9 protein-coding genes are annotated in these 13,435 nt (G+C 73.5%); 6 read left to right on the top strand and 3 right to left on the bottom strand.

Annotation, left to right across the window (positions count from 1 at the left end; genetic code table 11):
- Window positions 1–34: 34 nt before the first annotated feature.
- Window positions 35–1,480: a PucR family transcriptional regulator ligand-binding domain-containing protein gene (locus AMK29_RS04390; protein WP_073808288.1), complete on the bottom strand. Its 1,446-nt coding sequence runs from the start codon at window positions 1,478–1,480 to the stop codon at window positions 35–37.
- 132 nt (window positions 1,481–1,612) lie between these two features.
- On the opposite strand from AMK29_RS04390, the gene speB reads away from it, so the two are divergent.
- Both speB and AMK29_RS04380 read left to right on the top strand, forming a co-directional pair.
- Window positions 1,613–2,596: an agmatinase gene (gene speB, locus AMK29_RS04385; RefSeq protein WP_073807663.1), complete on the top strand. Its 984-nt coding sequence runs from the start codon at window positions 1,613–1,615 to the stop codon at window positions 2,594–2,596.
- Between the two features lie 115 nt (window positions 2,597–2,711).
- Window positions 2,712–4,394, top strand: a complete 1,683-nt coding sequence (locus AMK29_RS04380; RefSeq protein WP_073807660.1) for a thiamine pyrophosphate-binding protein — start codon at window positions 2,712–2,714, stop codon at window positions 4,392–4,394.
- 59 nt (window positions 4,395–4,453) lie between these two features.
- On the opposite strand, the gene AMK29_RS04375 is transcribed toward AMK29_RS04380, so the two are convergent.
- The gene (locus AMK29_RS04375) at window positions 4,454–4,828 is read right to left on the bottom strand and encodes a hypothetical protein (RefSeq protein ID WP_143202883.1); all 375 of its coding nucleotides are present in this window, start codon (window positions 4,826–4,828) and stop codon (window positions 4,454–4,456) included.
- Window positions 4,829–5,024: 196 nt separating this feature from the next.
- On the opposite strand from AMK29_RS04375, the gene AMK29_RS04370 reads away from it, so the two are divergent.
- The 4 genes from AMK29_RS04370 (at window position 5,025) to AMK29_RS04355 (ending at window position 11,286) form a co-directional block, all read left to right on the top strand.
- Complete coding sequence (locus AMK29_RS04370) at window positions 5,025–5,366, top strand: lysine transporter LysE (RefSeq protein ID WP_073807655.1); 342 nt, start codon at window positions 5,025–5,027, stop codon at window positions 5,364–5,366.
- A 102-nt stretch (window positions 5,367–5,468) separates the two neighbouring features.
- Window positions 5,469–9,233 carry an ABC transporter ATP-binding protein gene (locus AMK29_RS04365; RefSeq protein ID WP_241845088.1) on the top strand — a complete coding sequence of 1,255 codons (3,765 nt, stop codon included), beginning with the start codon at window positions 5,469–5,471 and terminating at the stop codon, window positions 9,231–9,233.
- Between the two features lie 92 nt (window positions 9,234–9,325).
- Entirely contained in the window at window positions 9,326–9,742 is a 417-nt protein-coding gene (locus tag AMK29_RS04360; RefSeq protein ID WP_079196738.1) for a hypothetical protein, read from the top strand.
- Between the two features lie 98 nt (window positions 9,743–9,840).
- On the top strand, window positions 9,841–11,286 hold the full coding sequence (locus AMK29_RS04355) for a S28 family serine protease (protein ID WP_073807652.1): 1,446 nt from the start codon (window positions 9,841–9,843) through the stop codon (window positions 11,284–11,286).
- A gap of 207 nt (window positions 11,287–11,493) precedes the next feature.
- Here the strand turns inward: AMK29_RS04355 and AMK29_RS04350 are convergent, their stop codons facing one another.
- Window positions 11,494–13,308, bottom strand: a complete 1,815-nt coding sequence (locus tag AMK29_RS04350; RefSeq protein WP_073807650.1) for a glycoside hydrolase family 3 protein — start codon at window positions 13,306–13,308, stop codon at window positions 11,494–11,496.
- Window positions 13,309–13,435 lie beyond the last annotated feature (127 nt).

The raw sequence follows: 13,435 nt of genomic DNA, 5'->3' as shown, positions 1-13,435 counted from the left end.
GCTGACCCACTGACCCACCCGCTGATCCACGGCCTCACCCGAGCGCGAACCACAGCTCCATCCGGACGTCCGGATCGTCCAGGTCCCGGTCCAGGAGCGCCGCGCAGCGGGCGATGCGCTGGCGGACGGTGTTGCGGTGGATGTCCAGCGCGACGGCCGTACGGTCCCAGCTGCCGTGCAGGGAGAGCCAGGTGCGCAGGGTCTCCCTGAGCGGTTCCGGCAGCGGGCCGAGGAGGGTCCGGGTGTAGGCCGCGGCCTCGGCGGGGTCCACCAGGGCCGCGAAACCGCCGGGGCGGTGCCGTACGAGAGGGGCGCGGGTCGCCTGCGCCCGGCGCAGGGCCCGCGCCGCCTGGGCGTCGGCGGCCGCGAGACCGTCCGGCTCGGCGACCGCGCTCACCCCGAGCGTCCAGCCCTCCTGCACGGCGACGGATGCGGAGGCGGGAAGCAGGAGCCGTACGACCCCGGCGCCGCCGCTTCCCGTCCCCGCGTCCACCAGCGCCGTCCCCAGCGCCGCCGCCAGGGACGCCGACGCGAACGGGGTGCCGTCGCCGCCCGAGGCGTGCACCACCGTCCACGGGCCCGGGCCCAGCGCGCCCGCGACCTCCGCCGGGCGCGCGCCGAGGAGCAGCCGGACCAGGGCCCCGTCCCGTACCGTCACGTCCGCGCCCCGGTGCGGGGCCGTCAGCAGGGACAGCAGCACCACGGCGACGCCCGCGATCGTGTGGTCGCCCGGTTCGCGCCGCTCCGTCGCCACCCCGAGCGTCAGCCCCTCCCCGCCCCCGAGGGCGTACGCGGCGAGCCGCAGCCCGCCGCCGTCCCCGCTCGCCGACGCGGGCCCGCCCGGGCGCGGCCCGAGCACCCCCGCCAGCTCCCGCAGCGCCCCCGCCGCCTCCGCGGGCACCTCCCGCCCCGCCGCCACCGACTCCGTGCCGTCCGGGCCGAAGAGCACCGCCCGCCCCCCGAGCCGCGAGGCGAGCGCTCCGAGCACCGCCGGCACCGGGGCCGGCCGGGCCGCCGCCGTCGCCAGGGACTGCTGCGCCTCCGTCACCCGGCGCAGTTCGTGCAGCCTGGCCTCCGCCATCAGCCGCCACAGCGCCCGCGCGACCGCCGTGAACGGCGTCCTCGGCGGCACCTCGACCAGCGGCAGACCCTGACGGGCGCAGGCCTCGACGAGCCCCTCCGGGACCGTGTCGTACACCGGCGTCACCCCGAAGGCGAGTGCCGCCGCCCCCGCCTCCACCACCCGCCCCACGTACCGCGCCGGGTCGGTGAGCTGCACCCCCGCCGTCATGAGCAGCTCACCGCCGAGGAGGTACGGATAGGGGTCGGCCATCTCCGAGGTGTGCACCCAGTGCAGCGGAACGTCCTCCGGGCCCGAGAGCAGCCGGAGGCCGAGGTCCCGGCGGGCGAGCAGCGCGGCCAGCGGCACGGGCGGAGCCGGGGGAGTGGAGAGGGCCTCGGAGCGGGACGGCGATGTCATGGATCCTTCGTACAGCATCGGCTCGTACAGTGGAGGAAACCTACACTTCTGTGCCGCTTCCCGGCCGCTTACCGTCGAGGCATCCCGCGGGCCGGAGCCCCACCCCCGCCACACCCCAGGAGGACCCCGACCATGAGCAGCAGCGACCAGAACACCCCGCGCGGCCCGATCGACTCGTCCCGCATCCCGCGGTACGCCGGTCCCGCGACGTTCGCCCGGCTGCCGCGGCTCGACGAGGTCGGCACCGCCGACGTCGCCGTGGTCGGCGTCCCCTTCGACAGCGGCGTCTCCTACCGCCCCGGCGCCCGCTTCGGCGGCAACGCCATCCGCGAGGCGTCCCGCCTCCTGCGCCCCTACAACCCGGCCCAGGACGCCTCCCCGTTCGCCCTCGCCCAGGTCGCGGACGCCGGTGACATCGCCGCCAACCCGTTCAACATCAACGAGGCCGTCGAGACGATCGAGGCCGCCGCGGACGACCTCCTCGGCACCGGCGCCCGCATGATGACCCTCGGCGGCGACCACACCATCGCGCTGCCGCTGCTCCGCTCCGTCGCCAAGAAGCACGGCCCCGTCGCCCTGCTCCACTTCGACGCGCACCTCGACACCTGGGACACGTACTTCGGCGCCGAGTACACCCACGGCACCCCGTTCCGCCGGGCCGTCGAGGAGGGCATCCTCGACACCGAGGCGCTCTCCCACGTCGGCACCCGCGGCCCGCTCTACGGCAAGCAGGACCTCACCGACGACGAGAAGATGGGCTTCGGCATCGTCACCTCGGCCGACATCTACCGCCGCGGCGCCGACGAGGTCGCCGACCAGCTCCGCCAGCGCATCGGGAACCGGCCGCTGTACATCTCCATCGACATCGACTGCCTCGACCCGGCCCACGCCCCCGGCACCGGCACCCCCGAGGCGGGCGGCATGACCTCCCGCGAGCTCCTGGAGATCCTCCGCGGCCTGTCCTCCTGCAACCTGGTGTCGGCGGACGTCGTCGAGGTCGCCCCCGCCTACGACCACGCGGAGATCACCGCCGTCGCCGCCTCGCACACGGCGTACGAACTGACGACGATCATGTCCCGGCAGATCGCGGCGAGCCGCGCCGACGGCGCGAAGTAGCCTCGGGGCGGCAGCGCGCCGAGGCGCGTGGTGGGGTGCGGCCCGGTGGTCGAGTCGCCCCCACCGGGCCGCCTGCCCGCGACGTGACCGCCGTACCTCGAAGGGACGCCCTCTCATGACCCACGACCACGACCTGGTCCTGCGCCCGACCGCGGCGCAGACCGCCGCCGCCCTGAACCCGCCCGCCGGGCGCAACGGCGGCGACCTGGTCATCGAGACCCTCGCCGGACTCGGCGCCACCACCGTCTTCGGCCTCCCCGGCCAGCACGCCCTCGGCATGTTCGACGCGCTGCGGCGGTCCTCCCTCCGGTACGTCGGCCTCCGCGTCGAGAACAACGCGGGCTTCGCCGCCGACGCGTACGGCCGGATCACCGGCGAGGCCGCCCCGCTGCTGCTCTCCACGGGACCCGGCGCCCTCATGTCGCTCGCCGCGCTCCAGGAGGCAGCCGCCGCCTCCGCGCCCGTCGTCGCCATCGGCAGCCAGATCCCGGCGGCAGGCCTCGGCGGCGGGCGGCACGGCTACCTCCACGAGCTGCGCGACCAGCAGGCGTCCTTCCGCGACATCGTGAAGTCCGTCCACACGGCCCGTACGCAGTCGCAGATCCCCTCCGCCGTCGCGGCGGCCTGGGAGTCGGCGCTCACCGCCCCCCACGGGCCGGTCTGGGTCGAGGTCCCGCAGGACGTGCTCCTCGCGGAGACGACCCTGCCCGTGGTCACCGCGATGGACGCGACGCCCGAGGAGGCCGTGCCCAGGCCCGAGCTGACGGCGCTCGCGGCCCACCTCCTCGCGACCGCCGAACGCCCCGCGATCATCGCGGGCGGCGGAGTCGTACGGTCCGACGCCTCCCGCAAGCTCCTCGCGCTCGCCGAACTGATCGACGCGCCCGTCGTCACCACCTTCGGCGGCAAGGGCGCCTTCCCCTGGCAGCACCCGCTGTCGCTCCAGTCCTGGCTGGAGGACCGGCACACCACCGACTTCCTGGAGGACGCCGACGTCCTCCTCGTCGTCGGCTCCGGGCTCGGCGAGCTGTCCTCGAACTACCACACGTTCGCCCCGCGCGGCCGGGTGATCCAGATCGAGGCCGACGCCGGGAAGCTGGAGTCCAACCATCCGGCGCTCGGCATCCACGCCGACGCCCGCCTCGCCCTCCAGGCGCTCCTGGAGACGGCCTCCGAGCGGCGGGACCCGACCGCCCCCGCGCGGGTCGCGGCCGTCCTCGCCAAGGTCCGGGACCGCATCGCCGCCCAGGACCTGGACCTGGAGCAGCGGATCGTCGCGGCCGTACGGGAGGCCCTCCCGGACCGGGCCCCGAGCTTCTGGGACATGACGATCCTGGCGTACTGGGCGTGGTCGGCCTTCGACGCCCGGCACCCGAACACCATGCACTCCGCCCAGGGCGCCGGCGGCCTCGGCTACGCCTTCCCCGCCGCCCTCGGCGCGGCCGTCGCGGACCCCGGCCAGCCGGTCCTGGCGGTCTCCGGCGACGGCGGCGCGATGTACTCGATCGCGGAGCTGGCGACGGCGAAGCAGTACGGCCTCGACGTGACCTGGCTGATCGTCGACGACGGCGGCTACGGCATCCTGCGCGAGTACATGACGGACGCCTTCGGCGAGGCCACCGGCACCGAACTCACCCGCCCGGACTTCGTCGCCCTGGCGGAGTCCTTCGGCGTGCCCGCCACCCTGACCAGCCCCGAATCCCTGACGGCGGACCTCGCGAAGGCCCTCGCCACCCCGGGCCCCGCGGTCGTGGTCCTCCCGGCCCTCCTGCGCATGTTCGAACCGACGCACCTCTGAGCCGAAGCGCCCGCACCCGCCGCCCCCGCACACGCCGGGGGCGGCGGACTACGGCGCCGTCAGTCGACGAGCCCCTCCCACTGCTTCCGGTACTCGGCGAGCTGCGCCTCGTATCCCTGCCGGAACGCCGCCGTCCCGACATCCCCGAGCCCGTCCCTGCGCATGCGTTCCGGCAGGATCAGCTTCGCGATGTCGGCGAAGAGCACCGCGGCGGCCTCGGCACGGAGCCCGCCCTTCTCGCGGGCCAGGAACACCTGGTGCCCCGCCCCCCGCAGCAGAGCCCATGCGATGTTCCGCGGATTGTCGGCCTTCCGCCCCACCTCCCCCTCCGACAGCGGCACGATCCTCCCGGTCTCCGCGAGCGTCTTCAGCGCCCACAACGCCGCGTGCAGCCGCCCCCACGCGTACGGCCTCCCGTCCTCGACCCGCGCCACGGACCACCCCTTCCCCTCCGGTTCCGCTCCCACGACCGCCCCTGGACGGTCACCGACTCCCTACCCACGGCGGCCTCACCCCTACGAGTGGACCGAGGTTCGGCGGCCCTCCCGGGCCGCTCCGGCTCAACCCCTCCCGGCCCGGCGCGGTCCTCTTCCCCGGGGGCCCGCACGGGCCGTGGTGAGGGGGAGTGCGATGAGCCGGGTCCGCAGGGTCGCGAAGGGCATCGGGGAGTTCCTGACCGAGACGGTGGGGGAGGCGGCGAGTGAGCTGGTCCTGACCGTGCTCGCCTGCGCACTGCTCGGGGGTCTCGTCCTCCTCGCGTATCTGAGCTGGTCCTCCAGCCCCCGCCTCACCCTCGCGGGCGCCGGACTGCTGAGCGCGGTCCTCGCCCACGGGGCGTGGGTGAGGTTCCGGGGCCCGGACCGGTCCCGGCGCGGGCGGCGGTTCACCGCGGTGACGGGCGGCGCCTTCTCCGTCGCCGCCGCGACCGCCGCCTTCCTCCTCGTCTACGCAACGGAATGCGACTGCCTGTGAGGAGGTCCTAGGACCTCGGTCCCGTCTTTGTTGCGGCGGGATGAAATCGCACGTCGGCCGCGTTGGGCCTTCCGGTAGAGCAGGACGGACGGGAGGCCATTCGTGGCGGCGGTGGGGCAGAAACAGGCGTCGGACGGGCAGGCGGCGGCCGACGGGCAGCAGGGCTGGGCCCGGAGGCTCAGCGGCTACGCCTGGCGGTACAAGGCGAACGTGATCCTCGCGCTCGGGTCCTCCCTGGTCGGCATGGGCGTCCTCGCCCTCGTGCCGCTCGTCACCAAGGTGATCATCGACGACGTCATCGGGACGAAGACCCGCGACCTCGGCGTCTGGACCGGCCTCCTCATCGGCGCCGCCGTCCTCGTCTACGTCCTCACCTACGTCCGCCGCTACTACGGCGGCCGCCTCGCCCTCGACGTCCAGCACGACCTGCGCACCGACATGTTCGCCACCATCACCCGGCTCGACGGGCGGCGGCAGGACGAGCTGTCCACCGGGCAGGTCGTCGGGCGGGCCACCAGCGACCTCCAGCTGATCCAGGGCCTGCTCTTCATGCTCCCGATGACCATCGGGAACGTGCTGCTCTTCCTCATCTCCCTCGCCGTCATGGCCTGGCTCTCGATCCCGCTGACCCTCGTCGCCCTCGCCGTCGCCCCCGCCCTCTGGTTCATCGCCAAGCGCAGCCGCACCCGCCTCCACCCCGCCACCTGGCACGCCCAGCAGCAGGCCGCCGTCGTCGCCGGGGTCGTCGACGGGGCCGTGACCGGCGTCCGGGTCGTCAAGGGCTTCGGCCAGGAGGACCAGGAGACCGGCAAGATCCGCGAGGCCGGGCGGAAGCTGTTCGCCGGCCGGCTGCGGACGATCCGCCTGAACTCGAAGTACACCCCCGCCCTCCAGGCCGTCCCCGCCCTCGGCCAGGTCGCCGTCCTCGCCCTCGGCGGCTGGCTCGCCTACCGCGGCGAGATCACCCTCGGCACCTTCGTCGCCTTCTCCGCCTACCTGGCCTCCCTCGTCGGCCCGGTCCGCATGCTCGCCATGGTCCTCACCGTCGGCCAGCAGGCCCGGGCCGGCGTCGACCGGGTCCTCGACCTCATCGACACCGAGCCGGTCATCCAGGACGGCACGAAGGAACTCCCGGCCGACGCCCCCGCCACCGTCGAGTTCGACGACGTGTCCTTCGCGTACGACGAAGGGCGCCCCGTCCTCGACGGCTTCTCCCTGGAGATCCGCCCCGGCGAGACCGTCGCCGTCGTCGGCGCCTCCGGCTCCGGCAAGTCCACCGTCTCCCTCCTCCTGCCCCGCTTCTACGACGTCTCCCACGGCGCCGTCCTCGTCGGCGGCCACGACGTCCGCGAACTCACCCTCGACTCCCTGCGCGCCGCCGTCGGCCTCGTCCCCGAGGACTCCTTCCTCTTCTCCGACACCGTCCGCGCCAACATCGCGTACGGCCTGCCGGAGGCCACCCAGGAGCAGATCGAGACCGCCGCCCGCGCCGCGCAGGCCGACCGGTTCATCGCCGAGCTGCCCGACGGCTACGACACCAAGGTCGGCGAGCACGGCCTGACCCTCTCCGGCGGCCAGCGCCAGCGCGTCGCCCTCGCCCGCGCGATCCTCACCGACCCCCGGCTCCTCCTCCTCGACGACGCCACGTCCGCCGTCGACGCCAAGGTCGAGCACGAGATCCACGAGGCCCTGAAGTCGGTGATGGCGGGCCGTACGACCCTGCTCATCGCCCACCGCCGCTCCACCCTCAACCTCGCCGACCGCATCGCCGTCCTGGACGACGGCCGGCTCGCCGACATCGGCACCCACGCGGAGCTGGAGGAGCGCTCCCCGCTCTTCCGCCGCCTCCTCACCGACCCCGAGGAACTGGGCGCCGTCTCGCCCGGCCACGTCACCCCGCCCGAGGTCCCCGAGGACCGCACCCTGCGGGCCGAGCTGGACGCGGAGTTCGACGCCGAGCGGGGCATCACCCCCGCCCTGTGGGTACGGGACGAGACCGCCGGCCGGGAGAGCCCCGCGCCCGGCGCCACCCCCGAGCTGCTCGCCGCCGTCGAGGCCCTCCCGCCGGCCGTCGACACCCCCGACATCGACGAGGCCCGCGCCGTGGCGCCCGAGGACACCTACGGGCTGCGCCGGCTGCTCCGCGGCTTCGGCGTCCCGCTCCTCATCAGCCTCGGCCTGGTCGCCCTGGACGCCGGCATGGGCCTGCTGCTCCCCGTCCTGATCCGGCACGGCATCGACGAGGGCGTGAACCGGCTCGCGATCGGCGCCGTCTGGGCGGCCTCCCTGCTCGCCCTGGTCACCGTGCTCGTGCAGTGGGTGGCGCAGACCGCCGAGACCCGGATGACCGGCCGTACCGGCGAGCGGGTCCTCTACGCGCTGCGCCTCAAGATCTTCGCCCAGCTCCAGCGGCTCGGCCTCGACTACTACGAGCGCGAGCTCACCGGCCGGATCATGACCCGGATGACGACGGACGTGGACGCCCTGTCCACCTTCCTGCAGACGGGCCTGGTCACCGCCTTCGTCTCCGTCGTGACCTTCTTCGGGATCATGGTCGCGCTGCTGGTCCTCGACCTCCAGCTCGCCCTGGTCGTCTTCGCGACCCTGCCGGTCCTCGCCGTCGCCACGTACTTCTTCCGCCGCTCCAGCGTGAAGGCGTACGAGCTGGCGCGCGAGCGGATCAGCGTCGTCAACGGCGACCTCCAGGAGTCGGTCTCCGGTCTGCGGATCGTGCAGGCGTTCCGCCGCGAGCGGTCGGGCGCGGCCCGGTTCGCCGAGCGCAGCGACTCCTACCGGCAGGCGCGCGTCCGGGGCCAGTGGCTGATCTCGATCTACTTCCCGTTCGTGACGCTGCTGTCCTCGGCCGCGGCCGCCGCCGTCCTGATCGTCGGCGCCAACCGGATCGAGGCGGGCACGCTCACCACCGGCGCGCTCGTCGCCTACCTCCTCTACATCGACCTGTTCTTCGCCCCCGTGCAGCAGCTCTCGCAGGTCTTCGACGGCTACCAGCAGGCCGCCGTCTCGCTGAAGCGGATGCAGGAACTCCTCCAGGAGCCGACGTCGACGGCCGCCGCCGACGCGCCCCTCGACGTCCTCTCGCTGCGCGGCGAGATCGCCTTCGAGGACGTCTCCTTCGCGTACGGGGGAGAGGACGGCACCGACAAGGAGGAGACCGCCCTCACCGGCATCGACCTGCGCATCCCGGCCGGGCAGACCGTCGCCTTCGTCGGCGAGACCGGCGCGGGCAAGTCCACCCTGGTCAAGCTGGTCGCCCGCTTCTACGACCCGACGGGCGGCCGGGTCACGGCCGACGGCACCGACCTGCGGGACCTCGACCTCACCGCGTACCGGCACCGGCTCGGCGTCGTCCCGCAGGAGGCGTACCTCTTCGCGGGGACGGTCCGGGACGCCATCGCGTACGGGCGTCCCGAGGCGACCGACGCCGAGGTGGAGGCGGCGGCCCGCGCGGTCGGCGCCCACGAGATGATCGCGACCCTGGACGGCGGCTACCTGCACGAGGTCGCCGAGCGGGGCCGGAACCTCTCCGCCGGGCAGCGCCAGCTCATCGCCCTCGCCCGGGCCGAGCTCGTCGACCCGGACGTGCTGCTCCTCGACGAGGCCACGGCGGCGCTCGACCTGGCGACGGAAGCCCAGGTCAACCTGGCCACCGACCGTCTCGCCGGCCGCCGTACGACCCTGGTCGTCGCCCACCGGCTGACCACGGCGGCCCGCGCCGACCGGGTGATCGTCATGGACCACGGCCGGGTGGCGGAGGACGGCACCCACGAGGAACTCCTCGCCCTGGGCGGCCGGTACGCCTCGCTCTGGAGCACCTTCATCGGGGAGGCGGAACCGGAGCGCGTCTGAGGCGCGACCGGGGGCGAGCACGCCGGAGGCAACCGTTCCGGAGGTGGACGCGTCGTACGCCCGTACGTCGACCCACCCGGGAGGGGACCCGCATGCCCACGGAGACGATGCCCGCACGACGTGCCCACCGGCTGCTCGTCCGTGTCCTCGCGCCGTTCCTCGGCGCCCTCGCCCTGCTCCTCGTCCCCGGCGCCGGCCCCGGTGTGACGCCCGCCGACGCCGCCTCCGTCTGCCACGGCCGGCCCACCAGGACCATCGTCTTCGCCACCGGCGAGCTGCGCCTCTACAAGACCCGCCACTACGCCTGCGCCGTCACCGTCGCCAAGCGGCCCGGCGTCCGCCGGCCGATGAGCGTCTCGCTCCAGCCACGCGGCGCACGCCCCGCCGTTCGCGCCGGACGCCTCGACCGGCAGGCCGGACCCGTCACCGTCCACGCCCTCAACCGCTGCGTCCGCGCGGCCGGTTCGGTGGCCGGCCGGGGGGCGTCCACGGGCTGGATCCTGTGCTGATGTACAGGAAAGTCCAAGGGTAAGGACCAACTGGTACTGGCGGTACACACGTTGCCCCGCTAGGTTCGCGACACCGTTGTGAACCAAGGGGAGGACGAATGCGCAAGTCGCTCAGATGGCTGCTGTCGCTTTCGGTGCTCATAGGCACCGTCGGCTCCACAGGCGTGGCTACCGCCGCGGACACGGAGACCGACAGCACGTCCGTCGCCGACTCGCAGAGCACGGACATCAAGGACCGCATCCTGGCGATCCCCGGGATGAGTCTGATCGAGGAGAAGCCGTACGCCGGCTACCGCTTCCTCGTCCTGAACTACGAGCAGCCGATCGACCACCGACGCCCGTGGGCGGGCACGTTCCAGCAGCGGATCTCCGTCCTCCACAAGGACACGGACCGCCCCACCGTCTTCCGCACCAGCGGCTACGGCCTGAGCACCACCCCGAGCCGGGCCGAGCCGACGCGCATCGTCGACGGCAACCAGATCTCCATGGAGTACCGGTTCTTCACGCCCTCCCGGCCGCAGCCCGCCGACTGGTCCAAGCTGGACATCTGGCAGGCGGCCAGCGACCAGCACCGGATCTTCACCGCCCTGAAGAAGATCTACGGCAAGAAGTGGCTGTCCACCGGCGGCTCGAAGGGCGGCATGACCGCCACCTACTACGAGCGCTTCTACCCGCGTGACATGGACGGCGTCGTCGCCTACGTCGCCCCGAACGACGTGGTGAACAACGAGGACTCGGCGTACGACCGGTTCTTCGCCAACGTCGGCACCAAGGAGTGCCGCGACCGCCTCAACGGCATGCAGCGCGAGGCCCTCGTCCGCCGCGAGCCGCTGCAGAAGAAGTACAAGGAGTGGGCCGAGACCGAGGGCGCCACGTTCAACACCGTCGGCACGCTCGACAAGGCCTACGAGGCCGTCGTCCTCGACTTCGTGTGGGGCTTCTGGCAGTACTACGGCGAGGACGTCTGCGACCAGATCCCGGACGCGAAGACCGCGAGCGACGACACCGTCTACGAGACGATCGACGCCTACTCCGGCTGGTCCGCCTACACCGACCAGGGCCTGGAGTACTACACGCCGTACTACTACCAGGCGGCGACCCAGCTCGGCTCGCCCACCATCAAGCAGCCGCACCTCGCGGGTCTCAGCCGCTACGGCTACCAGCCGGCCCGCAACTTCGTGCCGAGTTCGATCCCGATGAAGTTCCAGCCGCAGGTCATGCGGGACGTCGACAACTGGGTCCGCAGGAACGCGAACCAGATGCTCTTCGTCTACGGCGGCAACGACCCGTGGGGCGCCGAGCCGTTCCACCTCGGCAAGGGCGCGCGCGACAGCTACGTCTACACCGCGCCGGGCGCGAACCACGGCGCGAACGTCGCCGGGCTCGTCGACGCCGAGCGGGAGAACGCCACCGCCCGCATCCTGGCCTGGGCCGGCGTCCCCGCCCCGGCCGTCCAGGCGGCGCAGCCGCTGGCCCGCTTCGACGCCCGCCTCGACAAGGCGGTCGACGAGGACGTGACGCGTGAGCACGGCCTGCGGCCGTGACGCACGGCTGATCAGTCGCTGAAGGTGGGGTGCGTCCGGCGGCGCACCCCACTGTCGTGTCAGCGGTACGGGGATGGGGCGCGCCCGGCGGCGCACCCCGCCGTCGTGTCAGCGGTACGACGACGGGGTGCGTCCAGCGGGGCACCCCGCCGTCGTGTCAGCTGTACGGGGGACGGGCGCGCCCGGCGGCCGCACCCCGTCGCCGGCTCACCGGTACGACAGGCCGTGGCCGACCGGATAGAGCACCTTCGCCGGGTCGTCCGCGCTCTGCACGGGCACCGGCAGGCGGCCCTGCGGCCTGGCCCGGCCCGCCAGGACCCGTACCGCGGCGCGGAGTTCGACATCGGTCCAGGAGTAGGCGGCGAGCGTCGCCCGCTGACCGCCGAGCCGGGCCACGTCGTACGGGTTGCGGATCGCGATCGTCACGACGGGCACCCCGGTCGCGACGAGCCGCGCCACGAGGGTGCGCTGCGGGCTGGTCGCGGTGACGTTGTACGTGCCGACGACGACCACGTCCTTGCCGGCCGCGGCTGCCACCGCCTCCTCGATCTTCGCGGCCGTCGGGGTGATCCCGGTCGAGAGCGCGGTCGCGGTGAACCCCAGCTCCCTCAGCTCCGCCGCCAGGGTGGTGGTGGGCGGCCCCGTGGTCCCGGACGGCGAGGCGGGGTCGGCGCCGACGACGAGGACCGAGCGGTGCGAGGCCGGGCTCAGGGGCAGGAACTCGCCCTCGTTGAGGAGCAGGGTCGTGGTGCTCTCGGCGATCCGGTCGGCCTGTGCGAGGTGGGTGGCGGCGCCCACCACCCGTTCGACACCGGCCCGTGACACGTACGCGTTCCGGAACAGCCCGAGCTTCGACTTCAGCCGCAGGATCCGCAGGATCGATTCGTCGAGGCGTTCCTCCGTCAGCTCGCCGTCCCTGACCGCCTTCAGGACCGCGTTCCACGCCACGTCCAGCTTCGGCGGGTTGAGCAGCTGGTCGACGCCGGCCTTCAGCGCGAGCACCGGGACGCGGTCGTCCCCGTACTTGGTGCGCACCCCCTCCATGGCCAGCGAGTCGGTGACCACCACCCCGTCGTAGCCGAGCTGTTCGCGCAGGACGCCGGTGAGGATGGGCCGGGAGAGGGTCGCCGGGTCCTCGCTGGGGTCGAGCGCCGGGACCACGATGTGCGCGGTCATGATCGAGTCGATCCCGGCGGCGATGGCGGACCGGAACGGCGGGGCGTCCAGCTCCGCCCACTGCGCCCGGGTGTGGGTGATCGTCGGCAGCCCGTAGTGGCTGTCGACGGCGGTGTCGCCGTGCCCCGGGAAGTGCTTGGAGGTGGCCGCGACCCCGGCCCGCTGATACCCCTTCACCTGGGCGGCGACCAGGCCGGCGACCGCCGTCGGGTCGGAGCCGAAGGACCGGACGCCGATCACCGGGTTGGCCGGGTTGACGTTGACGTCCGCGACCGGGGCGTAGTTCTGCCGGATGCCGACGGCCGCGAGCTCGGTGCCCGCGATCTGCGCCGCCCTCCGAGCGTCGGCGTGCGAGCCGCCCGCGCCGAGGGCCATCGCGCCGGGCACCAGGGTGGCGGGCTCGCCGACCCGGCACACGATGCCGTGCTCCTGGTCGGTGGAGATGAGCACCGGGACGGGGGTGGGCTGCGCGAGCGCCGCCTGCTGGATGCCGTTGGAGAGCTCGGCGATCTGCTGCGGGTCGCGGGTGTTGTGGGCCCAGGTGAAGTAGATGACCCCGCCCACGTGGTAGCGCTCGACCAGTTCGGCGGCCGTGCGGACGCCGATCTCCTGGAGGTTGGCGTCGATGTCGGCCTGGTCCGGGGCGGTCGCGGAGTGGCCGTACACCCGCATCACGAAGAGCTGGCCGACCTTCTCCTCCAGGGACATGCGGTCGATGATCCGGCGGAGTCTGCGGTCCTGGTCGGCGTGGGCGGGCGTGCTCACTCCGGTGACGGCGGCCGCGGCGGCTGCGGCGGTCACCGTGAGGAGGGTGCGTCGGGAGGGGACGGGGGCGCGGTGGTGCACTGATGCTCCTTCCGGCCGTGCGAGGTCGGGGATTCCGCGGAAGCCTCCCGGTGAAGGAAACTTCCAAGGAGTCACGGATAGCCCGAAAGTAACTGCCAGGTCAAGGACCCGCGCACGAATCGCCCAC

Origin of the sequence: Streptomyces sp. CB02261, from assembly GCF_001905665.1 — a bacterium.
GTDB lineage: Bacteria > Actinomycetota > Actinomycetes > Streptomycetales > Streptomycetaceae > Streptomyces.
The sequence above is the reverse complement of the archived record's forward strand: the minus strand, read 5'-3'. Positions and strand labels throughout refer to the sequence as shown.